Genomic DNA, 23,035 nt, shown 5'->3' with positions numbered 1-23,035 from the left:
CCACCGGTTGTTTTGGTGTGCAGCTCTTTTCTTCATTTCCAAAGATATTTCTTATCTTTTCTCTGGTTCCGGATACTCTGTTCCCATTGTATCTACAGTCACTTTCTTCATTCTCTGTGTCTCTAACGGACGGTCACTGTAGTCTGTCGCTGTCTCTGCGATCTTATTTACGACATCCATGCCATCTGTTACCTTTCCGAATGCAGCATAAGATCCGTCTAAGTGCGGAGAAGTTTCGTGCATAATAAAGAACTGTGATCCTGCAGAATCCGGATGCATTGCTCTTGCCATAGAGAGAACTCCCGGCTCATGCTTTAAGTTATTTGTAAATCCATTCTGCTTAAATTCTCCCTTGATCTGGTATCCCGGGCCACCCATTCCTGTTCCGTCCGGGCATCCTCCCTGGATCATGAATCCACGGATCACTCTGTGGAAGATCAGTCCGTCATAAAACCCTTTCTGTACTAAAGAAATAAAATTATTCACTGTATTTGGTGCGATCTCCGGATATAATTCTGCCTTGATCACATCTCCGTTTTCCATCTCAAATGTTACGATTGGATTTGCCATAATCTGTCTCCTCTTTTCTCTGATTTTTGCCGGCCTCTCCCCGGCTCTCCAGTCTTTTTCTGACTCTTCTTTATTGTAACGAATTCTTTTCCCCGCGTAAACCCCTTTTCACACAAGTTCGTCAAACAATAAACTTTTATTGCCGTCCGCTCTCCCACATGTTATACTGAAAAAAACGTACTGATCATAAAGGAATTCCTGAGTGAAAAGGCGAAGAGGACAACAAAATGACTGACCGTGTACGGTATCCTTCCTGAAACTATGCATGATACCATACGGGAAACACTCATCAGACTTTGCCTTCTCGCAGAGTCTTTTTTTCTAAAAAGATCACATCACTCTTCCTCAGCTATCCCGATATGATACGATTACCACATAAGAATTACAGGAGGTCTTTATGGAACAAACACCTACCAGGATCGCTCTGATCGGTATTGTCGTGGAAAACAGCGATTCTGTCGAACAGCTCAACAGCCTGCTCAGCCAGTATGGCAACTATATCATCGGAAGAATGGGAATCCCTTACCGTGAGAAAAGCCTCTCCATCATCAGCATTGCAATGGATGCACCCAACAACGTGATCAGCGCCTTATCTGGGAAAATCGGAATGCTTCCCGGTATTTCCAGCAAGACAATTTATGCAAAGACAACTTCCGCGGAACTTTAAGAAAGGCAGTATTTTCTATGAATAAAATAGCAGAACAAACTTTGATCACCTTGATCGATCAACTGCGTGACACCCATCTCCTCTCGAAAGAAGAGTGGATATTTCTGATTGAAAACCGCACCCGCGATGTGAGCGAATATCTATTTTCACAGGCACGCGAAGTCCGGCACCGACATTATGGACATGAGGTGTATATCCGCGGTCTGATCGAATTTACAAACTATTGCAGAAACGACTGTATCTACTGCGGCATCCGGAAAAGCAACCTAAATGCCTGCCGCTACCGACTGAGTGAAACAGACATCCGAAACTGCTGCCGTACCGGATATGAACTGGGCTTTCGCACCTTTGTCCTTCAAGGCGGAGAAGATGGCTGGTTTACAGATCAAAAAATCATCTCTCTGATCGAGAAGATTAAAACAGACTTTCCAGACTGTGCCATCACACTCTCCATCGGCGAAAAGGAACGAGAAAGTTATCAGGCATTTTTTGATGCCGGGGCGGATCGTTATCTCCTGCGACACGAAACATATAATTCCACCCACTATGGCAAACTGCATCCACCGGCACTGACCGCCGCCCATAGGCAACGCTGTCTGTATGACCTGAAAGAAATCGGCTATCAGACCGGAACCGGATTTATGGTCGGCTCTCCTTACCAGACTGCCGAGCATCTCGCAGAAGATATGTTATTTATCCAGCAACTGAATCCACATATGGTCGGAATCGGACCTTTTATACCGCACCATGATACCCCATTTGCCGCACAGCCGGCCGGCACGCTGGAACTGACCTTATTTATGCTCGGACTTCTCCGACTGATGATTCCAAAGCTTCTGCTGCCTTCGACAACTGCGCTTGGAACGATCGATCCAAACGGAAGAGAGCTTGGTATTCTTGCCGGAGCAAATGTCGTTATGCCAAACCTTTCTCCAACCGATGTGCGAAAAGACTATGCGCTCTACGACAACAAAATCTGCACGGGGGATGAAGCTGCTGAATGCCGGCACTGTATGGAAAAGCGGATGGAGAAGATTGGCTACCATGTTGTCGTAGCCCGCGGCGATTCTTTGAATACCGAAACGATCCCACCAGTAAACTAATTGCATGAACTCATGCCAAAACTATCATATTCAAGAGGAGGAACATCACCATGTACGATGTCAGATCAAAAAATCCAGAGGAATTTATCAACCACGAGGAAATTCTGGAAACCCTCTCCTATGCAGAGGCAAACAAACATAACGTGGAACTGATCGACCAGATCATTGCAAAAGCCAAAGAACGAAAAGGACTCTCCCACCGGGAAGCTGCCGTTCTTCTTGACTGTGATATCGAAGAGAAAAATGAAGAAATTTATGCACTTGCAGAACAGATCAAAAAAGATTTCTACGGAAATCGTATCGTCATGTTTGCGCCGCTCTATCTGTCCAACTACTGTGTCAACGGATGCACTTACTGTCCGTACCATTTAAAGAACAAGCATATCGCGAGAAAAAAACTGACGCAGGAAGAAGTCCGTCAGGAAGTGATCGCGCTTCAGGATCTCGGTCACAAACGTCTGGCGCTGGAGGCCGGGGAAGATCCTGTGAACAATCCGATCGAATATATCCTCGAATGTATTGACACCATCTACAGCATCAAACATAAAAACGGAGAAATCCGCCGCGTCAATGTCAATATTGCGGCAACAACGGTAGAAAATTATCGGAAACTGAAGGAAGCTGGAATCGGAACTTACATTTTATTCCAGGAAACCTATCATAAAAAAAGCTATCTGGAGCTGCATCCGACCGGCCCAAAACACGACTATGACTACCATACTACCGCGATGGACCGTGCAATGGAAGCAGGTATTGATGATGTCGGAATCGGTGTGCTGTTCGGTCTTGACAAATACCGCTATGAATTTGCAGGACTTCTGATGCATGCAGAACATCTGGAAGCTGCATACGGTGTGGGCCCTCATACGATCAGTGTGCCGCGTTTATGTCCAGCCGATGATATTGACACAAACGATTTTGACAACGGGATCAACGATGATATTTTTGCAAAACTTGTGGCATGTATCCGCATTGCAGTGCCTTATACCGGCATGATCGTATCTACCCGCGAGAGTCAGAAATCCCGTGAGCGTGTTCTGCACCTTGGAATCTCCCAGATCAGTGGCGGCTCCAAGACAAGTGTAGGCGGATATGCAGAGCCTGAGCCGGAAGAAGAAAACTCTGCACAGTTTGACCTCAGTGATACAAGATCCCTCGATGATATTGTCAAGTGGCTGATGGAAATGGGATACATCCCAAGCTTCTGTACTGCCTGCTACCGGGAAGGCCGCACCGGCGACCGTTTCATGTCTCTTTGCAAATCCGGTCAGATCCAGAACTGCTGCCAGCCAAATGCACTGATGACACTGAAAGAATATCTGACAGACTATGCTTCTCCTGCGACAAAAGAAGTCGGAGAAAAACTGATTTTAAAAGAACTGGAGCAGATTCCAAATGAGAACGTACGCGCAATCGTTATTGACCATCTGCGCGCGATTGAAGAAGAAAATCGGAGAGATTTCCGTTTCTAGCATCTCTCAAACGTACCACTTTGATTCCTGATACCTTTTCTTTATAACGCGATACCCTACTTATCATGGAAAGGACTGTAACTGACATGAGTTTAAATGCAACCCCTACCTCTGAACGCCTACATATCGGAATCTTCGGGAAACGAAATGCCGGAAAATCCAGCCTGATCAACGCACTGACTGGTCAGAATCTCGCAATCGTCTCCGACATCAAAGGAACAACAACGGATCCGGTATTGAAATCCATGGAGCTTCTCCCGCTTGGTCCTGTCGTACTCATCGACACTCCGGGACTTGATGACCACGGACCGCTCGGAGATCTGCGCGTTCAGAAGACCTACCAAATGTTAAATAAGACCGATATTGCCATCCTTGTTGTGGATGGCACCATCGGGATGACGAAGGAAGATCTCGCTCTTCTGAAACAGATCCAGAAAAAACAGATTCCCTATGTCATCGCATTCAATAAATGTGATCTTTGCCCGGCTAACGAATCCCAGATGCCAGATACGACTACAGACACCTCGAAAAACGGATCAGCTATTTCTATCAGTGCTGCCTCCGGATTTCAGATTTCTGCACTCAAAGACCTGCTCGGCGCAATCCAGCCAAGCGAAGAAACAAAACTTCCGATCGTCAGCGATCTGCTCTCCCCCATGGATCTTGTAATTCTCGTGATTCCGATCGATGCCTCTGCACCAAAGGGACGTCTGATCCTTCCACAGCAGCAGACCATCCGGGATGTTTTGGATCATCATGGGCGTGTGCTCTGCGTACAGGATACGGAGCTTCGCCGGACATTAGACGAACTGTCTGTCAAACCACGAATGGTCATCACCGACAGTCAGGCTTTTGCTCAGGTAGACCGACAGACGCCAAAAGATATCCCCCTTACTTCTTTTTCAATCTTGTTTGCAAGGCATAAAGGGAATCTTTCCACTGTCGTAAACGGCGCACATAGTTTAGATTCTATTTCTGACGGAGATAAAATATTGATTTCCGAAGGATGCACACACCATCGCCAATGCGAAGACATCGGCACTGTGAAACTTCCACGCCTGATCCGCAGCTATACAAACTGTGAACCGGAATTTCACTTTACAAGCGGCACGGAATTTCCAGCTGATCTATCCCCATATAAGCTGATCATCCACTGCGGTGGCTGTATGCTCAACGACCGTGAGATGAAATACCGGCTCGCCTGTGCCAAAGATCAGAATGTCCCAATCACAAACTATGGGATTGCGATCGCACAGATGAAAGGAATCCTTTCCCGCAGCATTGAAGTATTTGATACCTTTTAGTATTTCCCATATAACAAGCATTCCTTTCAAGTTCTATGCAATACAAAAAGAAGAAACATCGTCGCCTCTCCCCAGAGGTTTCGCTGTTTCTTCTTTTTACATATTTGCCTCTTTTTACTTTATGCCACTTTTCCCCTATGTTTACGATTGCAAAAAAATAGGCCTGCTTGTTCTGTAAAGATCAGTTCTCTTCGGTATTGCTCCAGTCACTTACCCTTCCATGTGTGCGTCAGATTCCGCATAATGCTTTTTGAAGAAATGTCCTCCCACATATCCTGCCAAGATTCCGCCTGCTACACCGATGGCTAATGCAAGGATGACTTTTACCGGTGAGTTGAACGCAAATGGTGCGATCAATCCCGGAATCGGTGATGCTGTTCCCGGCGCATTACATACAATTCCAAGGAGAGATGCCCCAATACCTGCAATTCCTCCTCCAAAGAAATTAGATCCATAAATCGGAATCGGGTGTTTCGTCACAATGTGTGCCTGTGTCAATGGCTCTACCATAACTGCGATCGTACTGCTCTTATCCCCTAGTTTAAGCATTTTGAAAATCATTCCGTTTGTAAATGCCCCTCCGACACATGCGATACATGCAATTCCCATCGGAAGTCCGGTCAGTCCAAGCATCGCCGTCAATGCCATAGAACTAAGTGGTGAGGTACAGATCATTTTCATCAATCCTCCGAGCATAAATCCCATCAATGCCGGTGACTGATCTGTCGCTGCTGTGATCATAGATCCGATGTGTTCCATCGCTGCATTCACAACTGGATCAGAAATATATGCAATTCCTCTTGCCAGCGGCGCCACACAGAGCGCTCCGACAATCACATCCAGCCCTGTCGGTAAATATTTCTCAAGAAGCGGTGCAACAAATCCAACTACATATCCTGCAATAAATCCCGGTAAAATTCCATATCCTCCCAGCGCTGCCCCCGCAACAACTGCGTATACCGGATTTACTCCCATCATGATCGGCACCATGATCGCTGCTGCAACTCCACCTAAGCTTCCGGCTGTACTTCCCACTTCACCTAGAAAGCTGACTCCCAATAAGTCGCCCGAAATATATCTGTGTACTGCCTCCACAAGAAATGTAGCCACCGCTGCACTTGCCATTCCGGACATCGCCTCTGATCCTTTCGGTGCCTTCATACTAAACAGCGAAAATGCCGCCAGTGTGACTAACAACAACCCTAACCCTGATATTACTGCCATTCTTTTGCCTCCTCTTTCTTTTGCAGTTCCTGTTCCCGGAAAATGCGAACAAAAAAAGACACAGACAAACAAAGCACGCCTATACTTTTGTTCATCTCTGTCCTCGAACCTGAAAGTTTCCTTATGTTTTACTTCAATTATCATTCTTAACTTCCGTATTTGATAAGTTTCTTCTTCGGTACGCATACTCGCGTTCTCCAGAGAGCTCGTCCAAATTCAATCCTTTTGCCTGAGAGCTTTGGTACTCCTTTCCCCTTCGGCGCCACATCGGTTTCCCGTGTAGTCTCTCTCGAATTTATCATCCGACTCTATAAACATATTTACATTCTATATACATGTGATGATACTGTCAATCAATTTCCCCTTTCGCTTCGTCTTTTTGTATATTCTCCATAGTTTCACTTATCATATTTTGGTTATTTCGCCATATCTCTTTTGTGCTATCCGACGATTTTTTCACTCTCTTTTTACACTTTTGGAATCCGACCCTCTTTTCTATCCTTGGAACGGTTCCTCGTAATCTCTCAACAAATTCTGCTCCCGGTTCTTTATTTTCCTGCTCCTTTTATGCTATACTATAAGTAGTTATGCAAAAAATCTCTCAGGAGGATAGTTTATGAACTTTTTAAGTATATTTGATGTGATCGGCCCTAACATGATCGGTCCTTCTAGTTCACACACGGCTGGCGCCGTATCGATTGCACTTCTCGCAAGAAAAATGTTTCCGGAAGAAGTGAAAAAAGTAACGTTCACCCTTTATGGCTCTTTCGCCAAAACTTACCACGGACATGGAACTGACCGCGCGCTGCTGGGGGGAATTCTCGGTTTTTCTACCGATGATGAACGGATCCGTGATGCGTTTTCCATTGCAACTGAGCGAGGTGTGGAATACGAATATATCATTGATGAGAAAACGATGACGAATCACCCAAACACTGCCGACATTGATCTTGTAGGTGTGACCGGACATACTTTATCGATCCGCGGCGAATCGATTGGAGGGGGCAAGATGAAGATTGTCCGGATCAACCAGATCGATGTAGAGTTCACGGGAGAATACAGCACCCTCATCGTCAGTCAGACAGACAAACCAGGCGTAGTAGCCCACATTACCCAGTGTCTGAGTGAAGAAAATGTAAATATCGCATTTATGCGTCTCTTCCGTGAGGACAAAGGCGCCAATGCATTTACCGTTGTAGAATCCGATGAGACGATTCCATCGTCTGTATTAGACAAAATCAAAACACATGAGCATGTATCTGATCTGATGCTCATTCAGATGTAGGAGGAGACATTATGGATTTTTATTCAGGACAAGATTTATTAGATTTATGTCAAAAAGAAAAAATATCAATCTCTTCTGCCATGAAGCAGCGCGAGATTACTATGGGCAGTCTCTCTGCCGAAGAAATTCAGACAAAACTGGAGACGGTGCTTGCCATCATGAAAGATTCCGTTCATAAGCCTTTAAAAGAACCAGTCCGCTCCATCGGCGGTCTCCTCGGCGGAGAAGCAAAGAAAGTAGCAGAGCATTCCTCCTCCCCAAACAGTGTATGTGGTTCCATGCTATCAAAAGCAATTGCTTACAGTATGGCTGTTCTTGAAGTCAATGCTTCCATGGGACTGATCGTTGCAGCACCAACTGCCGGTTCTTCAGGCGTGTTGCCAGGTGTCCTGCTCGCTCTGGAGGAAGTACATGCCCTTCCGGATAACAGCATTTACGACGGTCTTCTAAATGCAAGCGCGATTGGTTATATCTTAATGCGAAATGCCTCTGTCTCCGGTGCGGAAGCCGGATGTCAGGCAGAAGTAGGCGCGGCCTCTGCAATGGCTGCCAGCGCTGTCGTTGAAATCATGGGGGGAACTCCTGAGATGTGTCTTCACGCTGCCAGCTTTGCACTTTCCAATCTGCTCGGACTCGTCTGCGACCCAATTGCAGGTCTTGTAGAATCCCCATGCCAAAGCCGGAATGCGATCGGTGTCGCAAATGCGATCACCTGTGCAGAACTCGCGTTAAGCGGTGTGAAACATCCGATTCCATTTGACGAAATGGCAGAAGCTATGCACCGTGTCGGTCAAAGTCTTCCATTCGAACTGCGGGAAACAGCTATGGGCGGATGCGCCGGAACACCAACCGGATGTGCGCTTGGATGCAGTATTTGCGGAAAATAGAACCAGATATTTCTGAAAAAGGCAGCTGCAAAATGATTTTTTCATTTTGTAACTGCCTCTTCTATTACAGATGCCTTGTATGTTCTTATCTTTTTCTATCTCTTCTGAAGACTATCCTTTTTTCTTCGGATCCTCCTGCTCAAGCGGACCTATACTCCTTGCACTTACAATCGAAGAAAATACGATCTGTGTCTGTGTCTTTCCATATTTCTGAAGCGTTCCAACAAACCGATCTAATTCCATAGTACTTGGGAACAGTACTTTGATCAACATCGAGTAAGCTCCTGTAATATGATTGCACTCTGCCACATTCCGAACCCCCCGGATAAATTTGCAAAATCCATCCTTTTGTTCCGGTTTTAACTCCATATTGATAAATGCAGTAATATGGTATCCCATCTTCACCGGATCTGCGATCATTGTATACCCACAGATAACATTCTCCCGCTCTAATCGCTCTACCCTCGCTGAAACCGCTGGAATAGACAAGTGTACTTCCTGTGCAATTGCCTTCAGTGGTATTCTCGCATTCTTCTGCAGCATATTTATGATCTCTCTGTCTGTCTGATCCATCATCCTTCCCCCCAGTCTTTCTATTTGTGTTTCTAGAAATTATGTTTCGCTATCCTCTGGCATGCTTTCTCGTGACCATCCGCTTCCCGTGTCTTTCCTGCCATTATAGAGAACTTCTCAAAGAATTACAATCCTTTCTACTAATTTTTACTAAAAACTTTTCTCTAAATTCTCCTTAAAAAAATAAAGTTTTTATCGTTTCATTTTAACATTTCTAACTACTTATACTTTATTTTTTCTTTCTTTTCACACTTTTTCTCTTCTTCTTTTCTCCTTTCTCTGTCCGTGTTATATATAAGTCATAAGAAATTTGTCTGTAAGTATATGTTACCGGCAGACAGCGTTTTGAAAGAGATTACGGAGGAAAGAAACTATGAAAACAAGATTAGAAGCTGATTCTATAGGTATTTTAGAAGTCCCTGCTGATGCGTATTACGGAGTACAGTCCCTTCGCGCCAAGCACAATTTTCCCATTACAAGCAGACCACTCCATCCGGAGTTTATCAAAAGCATCGTCATTTTAAAGAAGGCTGCCGCACTTACAAATGAAAATGCGGGCGAACTTTCCAGCGAAGTGTCCGAAGCGATCTGTACTGCCTGCGACGAAATTTTAGAGGGAAAACTTTTTGATCAGTTCATCGTAGATGCCATTCAGGGTGGTGCCGGAACTTCTGCAAATATGAATGCTAACGAAGTTATTGCTAATCGTGCTGACGAATTACTTGGCGGAACAAAAGGTTCCTATCAGCATGTACATCCTAATGACCACGTCAATATGGCTCAGTCCACAAATGATATCATTCCAAGCGCCGGAAAACTAACCGTATTAAAACTGCTTGTTCCTCTTTTCAGAGAACTGGAACGGCTTTTGAATGCACTGTTAGAGAAATCAAAGCAATTTGACCACATTTTAAAAATGGGACGTACACAGCTTCAGGATGCTGTTCCGATGCGACTCGGTCAGTCTTTCCATGCTTATGCTTCCGTGATCCAAAGAGATATCCATCGTCTGGAAAACGCTCAGAAAGAAATGTACCGCCTGAATATGGGAGGAACTGCCATTGGAACTGCAATCAACGTCAGCCACTCCTATTTGCAGCATATCTGCCCAAAAATTGCAGAACTGACCGGACTTCCGTTCGCATCCGCAGATGACTTGTTTGATGCGACACAGAATCTGGATGGATTTGTGACGGTCTCTTCCTCTTTAAAAACTTGTGCCGTCAACTTATCCAAACTTTGTAATGACCTTCGCCTTCTGAGCAGTGGTCCACGCACTGGTTTTGCCGAAATCACGCTCCCGCCAAAACAGAACGGTTCCTCGATTATGCCTGGAAAGATCAATCCAGTCATTCCGGAAGTCGTATCTCAGGTTGCATTTAACATTATCGGTAATGACTGCACGATCACAATGGCTGCCGAAGCGGGACAGTTAGAATTAAATGCCTTCGAGCCGGTCGTCTTCTATAATTTATTTGAATCGATCGAAACCTTGACATCCGCAGTACAGACTCTGACAGATAACTGTATCCTTGGAATTACCGCAAATGAGAAGCACTGCGAAGAATTAGTCGATGCAAGTGTTGGAATCTCCACTGCATTATGCCCAACGATCGGTTACAAACCTTCTGCTGAGATTGCAAAAGAATCTTTAAAGACTGGAATTCCGGTTCGCAAACTCGTCATCGAAAAAGGGCTTCTATGCCCAAGTGAAGCAGATGTGCTGCTTAATCCATTTACGATGACTGAACCACAATAGTCTTTGCACTCTAGAAAAATATGACACAAAATTATAAGAAGGATTTGGCAAAGTTCCAAATCCTTCTTATGTTACATTCTTATAGGAAAAAGAATGGAGATATTCCCTCCCACATGAACCATCACAATTTACAGCTGAATCTGTGCAAATACTTCCCCGATCGGCCTGCGGATACAAAGATCTGCCTCCACAGTTCTCGCTGTCTCACTTTTATTAATGACCACAAGATATTTTCCACGGAAATAATCAATAAATCCAGCCGCCGGATAAACAACAAGGGATGTTCCCCCGATGATCAGCATATCTGCCTCGCTGATCGCCCGGATCGCACGCCGGATCACACTGCTGTCCAAGCCTTCCTCATACAGAACAACATCCGGCTTAATGATTCCTCCACAGATACATCTCGGAATTCCGTCTGCTTCCTTCACGGTGGCTGCGTCATAGAACTTTCCACATTTCTGACAGTAATTTCTATGAATGCTTCCATGCAGTTCCAGCACCTGTTCACTCCCCGCTTTCTGGTGTAAACCATCGATATTCTGCGTGATCACCGCAGTCAGTTTCCCCACATGCTCCAACTGTGCCAGCTTTTCGTGGGCTGGATTCGGCTCCGCCTCCAAAAACATCATTTTCTCCTTATAAAATTCATAAAATGCCTCCGGATTGCGCACAAAGAAACTATGGCTCACAACCTGCTCCGGGGTATACTTATAATTTTGCTGATACAGCCCGTCTGCACTTCGGAAATCAGGAATCCCACTCTCCGTAGATACCCCTGCGCCGCCGAAAAATACAATTTTTTGACTTTCATCGATCATCTGCTGTAACCGCTCTATCTCGCGTCTGCTTTCCTCTTCCACGAGCATTCCTCCTATTCCTTCTTCTCTCCCTGCTCAATCGGATATTCTCTAAAAAATTCCGACAATTTATCCAGTGTCTTTAAAAGCACCGGCAGTTCCTCTTCCCCGAGACAATTGATCACTGCCTCTGTCATCTTCCGGTGGAATTCCTGATGGTGATAAAATGCCCTCTCTCCCTTTTTGGTTAGACGGATATGAACGACACGCCTATCCTGCTCACTCCGCTCTCTGACTGCATATTTCTTATTCACAAGACTGTTCATCGATGTCGTAAGTGATCCTGCGGTAATATTGAGTTTTTTTGCAATCACAGACATCGTACTTCCTTCCCCCAGCCCGATTGCTTCGATGATATGCATGTCATTGTTACTGATATCTTTGTATTCTTCTGTGATGATCGCCTTTTCTTCCAGCTCCCATATTTCATTAAACAAATGAACGAGAACATGATTGATTGTTTCATATGTATTCACTGTCTCCGGCTCCTTTACCAACATCTTGTTTTTGTCTGCTGCCGACATTCTTATGTTGATATTATACACACGGATTCATCAAAGAAGCAATGACTTCTTTCACGGTTTCTATTTTTTGTGCCCGGTAAGCATATGCTCCACAAAACAGCAGCGCATGTTCAATATCGCCCTTTGCTGCCGCGATCAGCGCATCCGTAATACAATAAGGAATCTCCTGCGGTCTGCAATTTTTAATACATCCATGACACGGACTGTGAGGAATCTGCTCCCCCGCCATCACTTTCTTCATAAACGAGTTTAAAATCGCACGTCCCGGCATTCCCACCGGACTTTTCACAATAACGATATCCTCTTCTGTTGCATTTAAATATGCTTCTTTGTATCGTTGATCGGCATCACATTCTTTTGTTGTCACAAATCTTGTCGCCACTTGTACACCATCCATACCAAGTGCAAGTGCCCGATTTACATCACTGTGATTCTCAATTCCACCTGCCAAAAACAGAGGAATCTTCTTTCCATAGCGCTCTTCGTATTCTCGGACAACATTCTTGATCTTTTTGATTTCCCCGGCATAAGTTTCTACATCATAATATGTAATCTGTTCCTTTGTAAATCCGAGATGCCCTCCGGCAGACGGTCCTTCGATCACAAGCACATCTGCCGTTCGCTGATATTTCTTATCCCAATATTTCAGAATGACTTTCGCTGATTTTTCCGTAGAAACAATCGGTGCAATCTGTACGTTGCTCCCTGCCACATATTTCGGAAGTTCTGTCGGAAGGCCTGCACCCGAAATGATCAGATCTGCTCCGGCACGGACAGCCTCCCGGACATAGTCTTCATAATGGCGCATCGCTACCATAATATTAAATCCAATAATCCCATCCGGCGAGATTGCCCTTGCTTTCTCCATCTCTTTTTCAATTGCACGCAAATTTGCCTTTCTTGCATCTGTGTCAAACTCAGGCTCCTGATACCCTATCTGCGCTGCTGAAATGATACCAACCGCACCTTCTTTTGCCACGCTCCCGGCCAGTCTGCCAAGACTGATCCCGACTCCCATTCCTCCCTGGATGATCGGAACTTTGAGCTGCTTTTCCCCAATTCGTAATCCTTTTTCTTCTAACTTCATACCTGATACCTATCTCTTTGCTTACTCATTTTCGATGTATATTTCTCTTACAGTCTCCGGAACCTCTGATATCTTCTTTCTGTGCGCTCTGACTCTTCCATTCCCTGATACGTTTTCAAAAATCTTCTGATATGCTCTCGAAGCTTCTCTGTCACCGGAGCAAAGGTCTCACTTGTGAATGCTTCCGGTTCTGCAAAGACCTGCTCTACAATTCCTGCCTCATACAAATCTTTTGCAGTCAGTCGCATAACTTCCGCGGCTTCTTTTGCCCGCTTACTGTCCTTCCACAAAATTGATGCAAACCCTTCCGGTGATAAGATCGAGTAGATTGAATTTTCCAGCATCCACACCTCATCTGCTGTCGCCAGTGCAAGTGCACCGCCGCTTCCACCCTCCCCGATGATCACAGAGAGGATTGGAACTTTGAGCGCAGACATCTCATAAATATTTCTTGCAATTGCCTCTCCCTGTCCTCGCTCTTCTGCCTCCAGGCCGCAAAATGCCCCCGGTGTATCGACAAAGCAGAGAACCGGACGATGGAATTTTTCCGCCTGCTTCATCAGGCGCAATGCCTTTCGATACCCCTCCGGTGACGGCATTCCAAAATTCCTCGCAATATTTTCTTTTGTCGTTGTCCCTTTTTCCTGTGCAATGACCGTGACTGGTTCCCCACAGAACTGTGCAATCCCGCCGACAACCGCCTTGTCGTCTCCAAAAAGACGGTCTCCATGCAGTTCCACAAAATCATCAAACAACTCCCTGATGTAGTCAGATCCAACCGGGCGATCTTTTTTCCTGGAAACCTGTACACGCTCCCACGATGTCATTTCCCGTATCTGACACAGTTCCTCCTCTTCTTTCTCGTTTTGCTTTTTGTTCTGCATCTCCTCTGCTTTTGTCTGCGCAGTACGATCTGGTTGTCCCGGATGTAATTTCAAGATTTTCCCCAATGTTTCCCGCAACTTTTCCCGCTCTACGATCTGATCAATGAAGCCATGCTCTAAAAGAAACTCGGCCCGCTGAAAGCCCTTCGGAAGTTTCTGTCCGATTGTCTGTTCAATGACACGAGGACCCGCAAAACCGATCAGCGCATTTGGCTCTGCCAAAATCAAATCCCCAAGCATCGCAAAGCTTGCGGTCACACCTCCGGTCGTCGGATCGGTAAGCACTGAGATATACAGATGTCCCGCATCACTGTGACGTTTTAATGCCGCTGCTGTCTTTGCCATCTGCATTAAAGAAAAAATCCCTTCCTGCATTCTCGCCCCACCGGAGCAGGCAAAGAGAATGACCGGAAGTTTCTCTTTTGTCGCACGCTCTACTGCCCCCGCGATCTTTTCGCCGACAGCCTCCCCCATACTTGCCATGAGAAATCTTCCGTCACAGACTCCAAGTACAACTTTCCTTCCTTCAATCTCTGCCTTTCCGATCACAACTGCCTCATCAAGTCCGGTCTTTTCCCGCACATTCTGTAATTTTTCTTCATACCCCGGATATCCCATGGGATTTCCATCTAAAATTGCTTCCTCCCACACTTCAAAACTACCCGGATCTACGATTGTCTCAATTCTTCTCCATGCATCCATACGAAAGTACGCATGACACTTTGGACAGATATAATATCCTCTTCTGACATCCTCCGCGATGATTGCAGCTTTACAGTTATTACATTTTCGCAAAAGCCCTTCCGGCACTTCCGGCTTTCTTCCTTCCGTCAGGGAAATATAATTCTTTCCACCGGTTTTCTTAAACATATTTTTCAGCTTCATGTCTTTTCACTCCTACCTCTGCCATTTAGAGATAAATTCAATATCAATCTTTCCGGATTGATAATCCGGATGATTCATAATTTCATACTGATAATCAATATTCGTGTCAATTCCTTCGATGATCACTTCGCCAAGCGCAGTACGCATTTTGCTGATCGCCTGTTCTCTTGTATCTGCATGTACGATCAGCTTCGCCAGCATAGAATCATAATATGCCGGAACTGTATATCCGCTGTAAATCGCCGTGTCAATCCGCACGCCCTTTCCGCCTGGCAGATAAAGATCTGTGATCGTACCCGGAGATGGACGGAAATTTTTGTCCGGATTTTCCGCATTGATCCTGCACTCAATCGCATGCCCGGAAAGCTTGATGTCCTCCTGCCGGTAAGACAGCGGAAGTCCGGATGCAATCCGTATCTGTTCCTGGATCAGATCGATCCCGGTCACCCACTCTGTCACCGGATGCTCCACCTGAATCCGCGTATTCATCTCCATAAAATAGAACTGACCATCTCTTTCCAGAAGAAATTCAATGGTTCCTGCATTGGTATAGCCTGCCGCCTTTGCCGCCTGCACTGCCGCCTGTCCCATTCTACTGCGAAGTTCCTCATCAATCACCACAGACGGTGACTCCTCAATCATCTTCTGATGATTTCTCTGAATCGAACAGTCACGCTCTCCCAAATGGATTACGTTCCCGTAACAATCTGCCAGAATCTGAAATTCAATATGCCGTGGATTTCTCACAAATCGCTCAAGATACATCGTTCCATCTCCGAACGCCATCTGTGCTTCTTTCTGAGCCGTCTGAAAGCTTGCCGCAAATGTCTCGCGGGTTTCTGCCACACGCATTCCCTTGCCGCCGCCTCCAAGCGCCGCCTTGATCATTACCGGATAACCGATCTCCTCTGCAATTTCAGCGCCATGTGAAACGTCCCTTACTGCTTCCTTACTTCCCGGAATGACCGGAACACCCGCTTCTATCATTGTGCTCCGCGCCTGTGCTTTATTCCCCATCTTTTGAATCACTTCAGAGGAAGGACCGATAAACGTAATGTTGCATTTCTCACACAGTTCCACAAATTTACTGTTCTCCGATAAAAATCCAAATCCTGGATGAATGGCATCTGCCCCGGATACTAAGGTGGCACTGATGATCTGCTCCATATTCAGATAGCTTTCCGAAGATGACGCCGGTCCGATACAGATTGCTTCATCTGCAAGCTGTGTATGAAGCGCCTCCTCATCTGCCTGCGAATACACTGCAACTGTCTCAATTCCCATCTCCCTACATGCCCTTATAATACGCACCGCGATTTCTCCGCGGTTCGCGACTAACACTTTCTTTATCATAGTTCCACCCTTTTTCCTATCCTACCATAAACGTCAGCTCTGCAGTCGCTGCGATTTTCCCATTCACACTTGCGACTGCCTCACCAATTCCAAGCGGTCCTTTCTGTCTGATGATTTTTGTTTCCAGTTTCAATTGATCTCCCGGAATCACTTTCTCACGAAAGCGACATTTCTGGATTCCTCCGAAATAAGCTGTTTTGCCTTGATTTTCCTCCATGCTCAAAATAGCTACAGCTCCAACCTGCGCCAGCGCCTCCACGATCAATACTCCCGGCATCACCGGTTCTTGCGGGAAATGTCCTTTGAAAAATTCCTCCCGATAACTCACACATTTATATCCGACCGCATATTTTCCCGGCTCATAATCTTCTATGTAATCAATCAGAAGAAATGGATGGCGATGTGGAATAATCGCTTCTATTTCCTTTACATTCAATCGTTTCATCTCTCTACTTCCCTTCTACAATTCGAAACAGCGGTTGTCCGTAAGAAACAGCCTCTCCATTTGCCACATAGATTTCTGCCACAGTACCTGCAAAATCGCTTTCAATGTCATTCATCAGCTTCATCGCCTCCACGATTGCAAGCATCTGCCCTTTCTGAACAATATCGCCCACTTTCACATAAGGCGCTTCTCCCTCTGCCGGAGCTTCATAAAATGTTCCGACAAGCGGTGAGGTCACAATCGTTCCTTCTGGTTCCTCCTGAACTTCCTCGCAACTCTGTACCAGATTCTCCTGCTTCTTTTCTTTCTGCGAATCCAATCTGCTTGCCTCTTCCTCTGTCATTTTCTTCCCGGAAGTTGCATTTCCGGAGAAACCGATCTGACTTTCCATATCTCCTTCTGCCGTTGTACCGGCAGGGTATCCAGTCCTTTTTTCTCCTTTTCTAAGAGAGAGCTTCACTCCCTTTTCTTCATACTTAAACTGTGTCAGTTCGGATGCAGACACCGCCTGAATCAGCTGTATTAACTGTTCTGTTTCCATTTCTTGTACCTCTTTTCCCAATGACTTTCTGAAAGCGAATCCGATCGTACTAATGATACTTTCTGATCAGAAGTGTTGCATTATGCCCGCCAAATCCAAGTGAGTTACTCATCGCACAGCACACTTCCTGTCTGACAGGCGCACCGAGCACATAATCAAGTGTGCACTCTTGATCTGCCTCCATAGTTCCCACAGTCTGATGGATAAACCCTTCTTCTATGGATTTGACACAAGTAATAAATTCCACAGCGCCTGCCGCTCCGAGCAGATGGCCGATCATCGATTTTGTAGAATTGATCTTAAGTTTATGTGCTGCCTCTCCAAATGCAGCGATCACTGCCCTTGTTTCAAACAAGTCATTGTGGTGGGTGCTTGTTCCATGTGCATTGATATAATCCACCTCTTCCGGAGCAATTCCTGCCTCCTCCATCGCAAGCTGCATTGCCTTTTGGGCGCCGCTTCCATCTTCCGCCGGAGAAGTAATATGAAATGCATCGGCAGTACAGCCATATCCGATGACTTCTGCGTAGATTCTCGCTCCTCTTGCCTTTGCGTGTTCTAATTCTTCAAGCACAACAATGCCCGCTCCTTCTCCAAGCACAAATCCGCTCCGTTCCTTGTCAAACGGGATGGAGGCACGAAGTGGATCTTCTGTTGTTGTCAATGCAGTCAATGCCGTAAACCCTGCAACTCCGGTCGGACAGATGCAGCTCTCACTTCCACCTGCAAACATCACATCTGCATCGCCATACTGAATTGCCCGGAACGCATCTCCAATCGAATTGGTTCCAGATGCACAGGCTGTAACAACACTTGTACATTTTCCCTTGGCTCCAGTGTGAATCGACACGTTTCCTGCTGCCATATTAGAGATCATCAATGGCACCATGAGCGGATTGACTCTTGCCGGCCCTTTTTCCAGTATCTTTTCATACTCTTTCTCGACTGTGGCAAGACTTCCGATTCCAGATCCTACAATGACTCCTACCCGATATGGATCCTCTTTTTCCATCTCAAGTCCGGCATCCGCACAGGCCTCTTTTGCCGCCGCCACTGCATACTGGGAAAATAATTCCATTCGTTTTGCCGCCTTAAAATCCATATGTTCTTTTGCGGAAAACCCTTTCACTTCCGCCGCAATCTTTACTTTGTACTCAGCTGTATCAAACTTTGTGATCGGCCCGATCCCGACTTTTCCCTCTTTGATTCCATTCCAGAATGTTTCCACATTATTGCCGATCGGAGTCACTGCTCCTAATCCTGTCACAACTACTCTTCTTTTCATGTCGTTCTCCCTCATTTTCTACATTGCCATTCCGCCGTCCACACAGAGTACCTGCCCGGTAATATATGCCGCTTCTTCTGTAGCAAGAAATACTGCCGCATGTGCAATATCTTCCACTGTCCCGAAATGCCCCATCGGAATCTGTGTCACCACCGTTTCTCTTACGCGATCGGAAAGTTTTTCTGTCATATCTGTTGCAATAAATCCAGGTGCAATTGCATTCACTGTAATATTTTTTGCCGCCAGCTCCCGCGCTGCCGCTTTTGTCAGCCCAATCACGCCTGCTTTTGACGCAGAATAATTTGTCTGCCCTGCATTTCCCATTACACCGGAAACAGAGGACAGATTGATGATCCTTCCACTTCTCTGCCGGATCATCTGTCTTGCCGCAAATCTCATACAGTGAAAGCTTCCTTTCAGATTTGTATCCACCACACTGTCAAAATCATGCTCAGACAGCTTCATCAACAATCCATCTTTCGTAATTCCCGCATTATTTACAAGAATATCCAGCCTTCCAAACTGTTCGATCACCTTTTTGAAAAATGCTTCGCATGCCTGAAAGTCAGATACATCGCACTGCATGATAGCTGCTTCATTTCCTTCTTCTTCGATACACTTCTGTACTTCCCGCGCTCGTTCTTCCGATCCGTTATAGTTGATCACAACCATTGCTCCTTTTCGGGCAAGTTCCAGAGCGATTGCACGTCCAATCCCACGAGAAGCTCCAGTCACAACCGCAACTTTTCCCGCAAAAATTTCTTTCTGTCTGTTTCTTTCCTGATTTTGTTCTTCTTTTCTATCCATCTTTTTTCCTACCAGAGAATGCTATCCTCTCTGCTTCCTTTCTGTCAGATTCTTCCGGGCGCTTTCCTTCCCATTAAAGTTCTCCACATAGATTTACTGCCGAAGCTACTTTATCCACATCTTCAATGCAACTAATGTTCATAACCGTGACCGTTCGATTGATCTTCTTTAAAAAGCCTGCCAGTGTCTTTCCCGGACCAATCTCTATAAATGTATCTACACCATCTTCGATCATCCGCTCCATACTCTGCTGCCATCTGACAGAGGCCGCCACTTGCTCCTTCAGCAGTTCTTTTGTCTTACAAATATCCGTGATCGGTTCTGCTGTCACATTTGTCACATATGGAAGCTCCAGCTCATGGAAGTGGATCTGGTCAAGCACCTCGGACAGCTTTTCTCCTGCCTCTTTTAACATCGGCGAATGAAATGGACCACTCACATTTAGCGGAAGTACTCTCTTGGCACCACACTCCAATAGTTTTTCTTTTGCCGCATCCACACTGTCCGTTTCCCCGGTGATCACCACTTGTCCCGGGCAATTATAGTTTGCGACCGTCACTCCCTTGATCTCCTCTGTTACTTTCTCGATCTGCTCTGCAGAAAGTCCCAGAACTGCTGCCATTGCACCAACTCCCGTCGGCACTGCCTCTTCCATAAGGACTCCTCTTTTTCGTACTGCCCAGACTGCGTCCAGATCAGACATTCCGCCTGCTACTGCAATAGCACAGTATTCTCCCAGACTTAGACCCGCCGTTATATCTGCACGAACCCCCTTTTCTTCTAAGGTCCTTGCCATCGCAAGACAAGTAGTCACAAGCGCTGCCTGTGTGTAAGCTGTCTGGTCTAATTTATCATTCTCATCAAAACAAAGAGTTCTGATGTCTATTTCCATTTCTTCTTTTAGCCTCTTAGATGCAGCATCATAAATTTCTGCTGCCCTCTGGCTTTGTTCATAAAAATCTTTTCCCATACCAGTCTTCTGTGCACCCTGTCCCGGGAAAATAAATGCTATTTTACTCATAAAGCTTCGCCCCTTTCAGACACGCTTCCGCCTCGCTCATCAGTTTTTGAATCAATTCCCGACAGCTGAATTCCTCTTTGACAAGACCTGCACTTAATCCTGCCATCAGACTGCCATTGACTACATCTCCTTCCACGACTGCCTTTCTAAGCGCTCCCAGCGTAAGCTTTTCCAATTCCTCAAAAGAAGCTCCTTCTTTTTCCAGCCGAAGGTATTCTTTTGTCATCTGATTTCTCAGTACACGGATTGGATGTCCGGTACTTCTTCCTGTTACTTTTGAATCAATATCTTTCGCTTTGATAATACATTTCTTATAATTTTCGTGCACCACCGACTCCTTTGTCACGACAAAGTGTGTGCCAACCTGCACTGCGGATGCCCCCAGCATCAAGGATGCTGCAACCCCGCGCCCATCTGCAATTCCTCCCGCTGCAATGACCGGGATGGATACTGCATCGGCAATCTGAGGAACGAGAACCATCGTCGTATTTTCTCCGATATGTCCCCCCGCCTCAGAACCTTCTGCCACAACCGCATCTGCGCCACACCGTTCCATTCTCTTTGCCAACGCGACGGATGCCACAACTGGAATAACTTTGATGCCCGCATCCTTCCACAGTTTCATATATTTTTCCGGATTTCCTGCGCCGGTCGTCACAACCTTCACACCTTCTTCCGCCACGACTTTCGCTACTTCATCGGCATATGGACTCATCAGCATAATGTTGACTCCAAACGGCTTCTCTGTTCGCTCTTTCACCTTCCGGATCTGCTCCCGCACCCATTCTCCCGGCGCGCTCGCTGCTCCGATCAATCCCAGACCTCCGGCTTCGGATACAGCGGCTGCAAGATGATGCTCTGCAACCCATGCCATTCCTCCCTGAAGGATCGGATATTCAATTTCAAGTAGTTTTGTCACATCTGTTCTCATACGGACACCTTTCCTTTTCCTGTCTTTTTTATTTCTCTAAGTATGCAACAACTGCTCCGATTGTTGTCAGCTGTTCTAAATCCTCTGTCGGAATCTCTCTTCCAAATTCTTCCTCAAAAGCCATAACCATCTCAAATAAGTCAAGGGAATCTGCTCCCAGATCTTCCTTAAAAGATGACTCTGCAGTCAATGTACTTACATCTGCTCCTAATGAATCTGCTACAATTTCTTTTACCTTTTCTAACATAGTGAATATTCTCCTTTTTCTCTTACATGCATATGGTCTGCATGCGTTTTTCATTTTTTCATTTTATTTGTAATCCGGCAGAAACATCTTTCATTTCTCCGGGAATTACCCTTTTTATTACCACTCAATCAATGTGGCTCCCCAGGAAAGTCCTGCTCCAAACCCTGCCAGCACAATCTTCTGTCCCTTTTTCAGTACACCGGATCGCTTCAGCTCAGCAAGCAGGATTGGAATACTTGCCGAGGAAGTATTTCCATACTCCTGAAGGTTCATTGGAAATTTTTCTACTGTAAGTCCAAGCCTCCTTGCAACTGCCTCTACAATTCTCTGATTCGCCTGATGCAGGATAAAGTAATCAATATCTTCCGGTGCAAGCCCCTCCTTCTCTAACAATTCGCTGATACATAGAGGCACTTGTCGGACCGCAAATTTAAATACCGCCTGTCCATCCATATGAATATAGTCTTCTCTACTGCCACAGGAGAGCGCCTCCCCCTGTGCCCCGTTTGAATGGAATACCATCGACGGAAAATCGCCCTCTTCTGCCTGAAGTATAGCGGCTCCTGCTCCGTCACCGAACAAAATGCAAGTACTCCTGTCTGTCCAGTCCACAAGCTTAGACAAACTCTCGGTTCCTATAACAAGTGCGCATTTTGCAAGTCCCGCTGCAATATAAGTCTGCGCAGTATTGTAAGCAAATAGAAATCCTGTACATGCTGCATTTAGATCAAAACAGACTGCATGTTTCGCGCCAAGTTTCTTCTGCACCTCACATGCGGTACACGGAAGGACTACATTCGAAGAAATCGTCGCTACAATGATCAGATCAATTTCCTCTGGATGAATCTTTGCATCTTCCAGCGCCCTCTCGGAAGCTTTCCATGCCATCGTGACCGTTGTCTCTTCTTCTGATATAATATGTCGTCTTGCGATCCCGGTCCGTTCCCGAATCCATGAATCACTCGTATCCACAAACTTCTCTAAATCATAATTGTCATAATAGTTCTCCGGCACATACGAGCCGGTTCCTGTCACTCTTCCTACCATTGTTTTACTTTTTCTTTCTTATTATTTTGTTTTAAAATATTTTGATATTCAAAGTATATCACAATAATCAATTTTGTCAACATTTTTTTATTTTTCTCTTGCTTTTTCATTTTCCATATGATAGAATACATTTTGTTAGCGGAAATGTCGGAATGGCAGACGAGCTAGATTCAGGTTCTAGTGTGGGTTACCACGTGTGGGTTCAAGTCCCATTTTCCGCATACATTTGAACAGAGATAAAATCATTGGGGCACTTTTCTTCCGGAAGGTGCCC

General features: G+C 45.7%; 22 protein-coding genes, 1 tRNA gene, 1 pseudogene and 2 riboswitches. Of the genes and pseudogenes, 8 read left to right on the top strand and 16 right to left on the bottom strand.

Annotation, left to right across the window (positions count from 1 at the left end; genetic code table 11):
• Window positions 1-51: 51 nt before the first annotated feature.
• Window positions 52-570, bottom strand: a complete 519-nt coding sequence (locus EDD74_RS08600) for a peptidylprolyl isomerase (protein ID WP_008976631.1) — start codon at window positions 568-570, stop codon at window positions 52-54.
• A gap of 397 nt (window positions 571-967) precedes the next feature.
• Here EDD74_RS08600 and EDD74_RS08595 point away from each other — a divergent pair, with 397 nt between their 5' ends.
• From EDD74_RS08595 to hydF, 4 genes are all read left to right on the top strand, one after another.
• Window positions 968-1,237: a TM1266 family iron-only hydrogenase system putative regulator gene (locus EDD74_RS08595; protein ID WP_008976632.1), complete on the top strand. Its 270-nt coding sequence runs from the start codon at window positions 968-970 to the stop codon at window positions 1,235-1,237.
• A gap of 17 nt (window positions 1,238-1,254) precedes the next feature.
• Window positions 1,255-2,340 carry a [FeFe] hydrogenase H-cluster radical SAM maturase HydE gene (hydE, locus tag EDD74_RS08590; RefSeq protein ID WP_008976633.1) on the top strand — a complete coding sequence of 362 codons (1,086 nt, stop codon included), beginning with the start codon at window positions 1,255-1,257 and terminating at the stop codon, window positions 2,338-2,340.
• A 50-nt stretch (window positions 2,341-2,390) separates the two neighbouring features.
• Complete coding sequence (gene hydG, locus EDD74_RS08585) at window positions 2,391-3,812, top strand: [FeFe] hydrogenase H-cluster radical SAM maturase HydG (RefSeq protein WP_116441627.1); 1,422 nt, start codon at window positions 2,391-2,393, stop codon at window positions 3,810-3,812.
• 86 nt (window positions 3,813-3,898) lie between these two features.
• The gene (hydF, locus tag EDD74_RS08580) at window positions 3,899-5,116 is read left to right on the top strand and encodes a [FeFe] hydrogenase H-cluster maturation GTPase HydF (protein WP_116441626.1); all 1,218 of its coding nucleotides are present in this window, start codon (window positions 3,899-3,901) and stop codon (window positions 5,114-5,116) included.
• Window positions 5,117-5,326: 210 nt separating this feature from the next.
• Here hydF and EDD74_RS08575 read toward each other — a convergent pair whose 3' ends face one another.
• Window positions 5,327-6,340 (bottom strand): PTS sugar transporter subunit IIC, encoded by a 1,014-nt coding sequence (locus tag EDD74_RS08575; RefSeq protein ID WP_008976636.1) that lies wholly within the window; start codon window positions 6,338-6,340, stop codon window positions 5,327-5,329.
• An 87-nt stretch (window positions 6,341-6,427) separates the two neighbouring features.
• Window positions 6,428-6,547, bottom strand: a riboswitch (glycine riboswitch).
• Window positions 6,548-6,642, bottom strand: a riboswitch (glycine riboswitch).
• A gap of 314 nt (window positions 6,643-6,956) precedes the next feature.
• On the opposite strand from EDD74_RS08575, the gene sdaAB reads away from it, so the two are divergent.
• Complete coding sequence (sdaAB, locus tag EDD74_RS08570) at window positions 6,957-7,625, top strand: L-serine ammonia-lyase, iron-sulfur-dependent subunit beta (protein WP_008976637.1); 669 nt, start codon at window positions 6,957-6,959, stop codon at window positions 7,623-7,625.
• Between the two features lie 11 nt (window positions 7,626-7,636).
• Window positions 7,637-8,512 (top strand): L-serine ammonia-lyase, iron-sulfur-dependent, subunit alpha, encoded by an 876-nt coding sequence (gene sdaAA, locus EDD74_RS08565; protein ID WP_116441625.1) that lies wholly within the window; start codon window positions 7,637-7,639, stop codon window positions 8,510-8,512.
• 111 nt (window positions 8,513-8,623) lie between these two features.
• Here sdaAA and EDD74_RS08560 read toward each other — a convergent pair whose 3' ends face one another.
• Entirely contained in the window at window positions 8,624-9,085 is a 462-nt protein-coding gene (locus EDD74_RS08560) for an Lrp/AsnC family transcriptional regulator (RefSeq protein WP_116441624.1), read from the bottom strand.
• Between the two features lie 373 nt (window positions 9,086-9,458).
• On the opposite strand from EDD74_RS08560, the gene EDD74_RS08555 reads away from it, so the two are divergent.
• Entirely contained in the window at window positions 9,459-10,844 is a 1,386-nt protein-coding gene (locus EDD74_RS08555; protein WP_008976640.1) for an aspartate ammonia-lyase, read from the top strand.
• A gap of 128 nt (window positions 10,845-10,972) precedes the next feature.
• On the opposite strand, the gene EDD74_RS08550 is transcribed toward EDD74_RS08555, so the two are convergent.
• The 13 genes and pseudogenes from EDD74_RS08550 to EDD74_RS08490 form a co-directional block, all read right to left on the bottom strand.
• Complete coding sequence (locus tag EDD74_RS08550; protein ID WP_039861582.1) at window positions 10,973-11,713, bottom strand: NAD-dependent protein deacylase; 741 nt, start codon at window positions 11,711-11,713, stop codon at window positions 10,973-10,975.
• A gap of 5 nt (window positions 11,714-11,718) precedes the next feature.
• Entirely contained in the window at window positions 11,719-12,180 is a 462-nt protein-coding gene (locus EDD74_RS08545) for a MarR family winged helix-turn-helix transcriptional regulator (protein WP_009263059.1), read from the bottom strand.
• 61 nt (window positions 12,181-12,241) lie between these two features.
• Window positions 12,242-13,315, bottom strand: coding sequence for an NAD(P)H-dependent flavin oxidoreductase (locus EDD74_RS08540; RefSeq protein ID WP_008976643.1), 1,074 nt, complete (start codon window positions 13,313-13,315; stop codon window positions 12,242-12,244).
• Between the two features lie 47 nt (window positions 13,316-13,362).
• Entirely contained in the window at window positions 13,363-15,084 is a 1,722-nt protein-coding gene (locus tag EDD74_RS08535; RefSeq protein ID WP_116441623.1) for an acetyl-CoA carboxylase carboxyltransferase subunit alpha, read from the bottom strand.
• 12 nt (window positions 15,085-15,096) lie between these two features.
• Window positions 15,097-16,437, bottom strand: a complete 1,341-nt coding sequence (locus EDD74_RS08530) for an acetyl-CoA carboxylase biotin carboxylase subunit (protein ID WP_008976646.1) — start codon at window positions 16,435-16,437, stop codon at window positions 15,097-15,099.
• Window positions 16,438-16,453: 16 nt separating this feature from the next.
• Complete coding sequence (gene fabZ / locus EDD74_RS08525; protein WP_008976647.1) at window positions 16,454-16,882, bottom strand: 3-hydroxyacyl-ACP dehydratase FabZ; 429 nt, start codon at window positions 16,880-16,882, stop codon at window positions 16,454-16,456.
• 4 nt (window positions 16,883-16,886) lie between these two features.
• A complete protein-coding gene (locus tag EDD74_RS08520; protein ID WP_116441622.1) occupies window positions 16,887-17,423 on the bottom strand; it encodes an acetyl-CoA carboxylase biotin carboxyl carrier protein in 537 nt (178 codons plus the stop codon).
• Between the two features lie 49 nt (window positions 17,424-17,472).
• Window positions 17,473-18,708, bottom strand: a complete 1,236-nt coding sequence (fabF, locus tag EDD74_RS08515; protein WP_008976649.1) for a beta-ketoacyl-ACP synthase II — start codon at window positions 18,706-18,708, stop codon at window positions 17,473-17,475.
• An 18-nt stretch (window positions 18,709-18,726) separates the two neighbouring features.
• Window positions 18,727-19,515, bottom strand: a complete 789-nt coding sequence (gene fabG, locus EDD74_RS08510) for a 3-oxoacyl-[acyl-carrier-protein] reductase (RefSeq protein WP_116441621.1) — start codon at window positions 19,513-19,515, stop codon at window positions 18,727-18,729.
• Window positions 19,516-19,588: 73 nt separating this feature from the next.
• A complete protein-coding gene (fabD, locus tag EDD74_RS08505; protein WP_116441620.1) occupies window positions 19,589-20,536 on the bottom strand; it encodes an ACP S-malonyltransferase in 948 nt (315 codons plus the stop codon).
• Window positions 20,529-21,470, bottom strand: a pseudogene (gene fabK / locus EDD74_RS08500) (enoyl-[acyl-carrier-protein] reductase FabK); the annotation flags it as partial. The pseudogene fabK and the gene fabD, both read right to left, overlap by 8 nt.
• 25 nt (window positions 21,471-21,495) lie before the next feature.
• Window positions 21,496-21,714 carry an acyl carrier protein gene (gene acpP / locus EDD74_RS08495; RefSeq protein ID WP_008976653.1) on the bottom strand — a complete coding sequence of 73 codons (219 nt, stop codon included), beginning with the start codon at window positions 21,712-21,714 and terminating at the stop codon, window positions 21,496-21,498.
• Between the two features lie 117 nt (window positions 21,715-21,831).
• Window positions 21,832-22,761 carry a beta-ketoacyl-ACP synthase III gene (locus EDD74_RS08490; protein WP_116441619.1) on the bottom strand — a complete coding sequence of 310 codons (930 nt, stop codon included), beginning with the start codon at window positions 22,759-22,761 and terminating at the stop codon, window positions 21,832-21,834.
• A 138-nt stretch (window positions 22,762-22,899) separates the two neighbouring features.
• Between EDD74_RS08490 and EDD74_RS08485 the strand changes: the two genes are divergently transcribed.
• Window positions 22,900-22,982 (top strand) — tRNA-Leu (locus EDD74_RS08485).
• Window positions 22,983-23,035: the final 53 nt, after the last annotated feature.

The organism is Faecalimonas umbilicata, from assembly GCF_004346095.1.
In the GTDB taxonomy this organism is placed as follows: Bacteria; Bacillota; Clostridia; order Lachnospirales; family Lachnospiraceae; genus Faecalimonas; species Faecalimonas umbilicata.
Note: the sequence above shows the minus strand (reverse complement) of the source record. Positions and strands in the feature narration are given on the sequence as shown.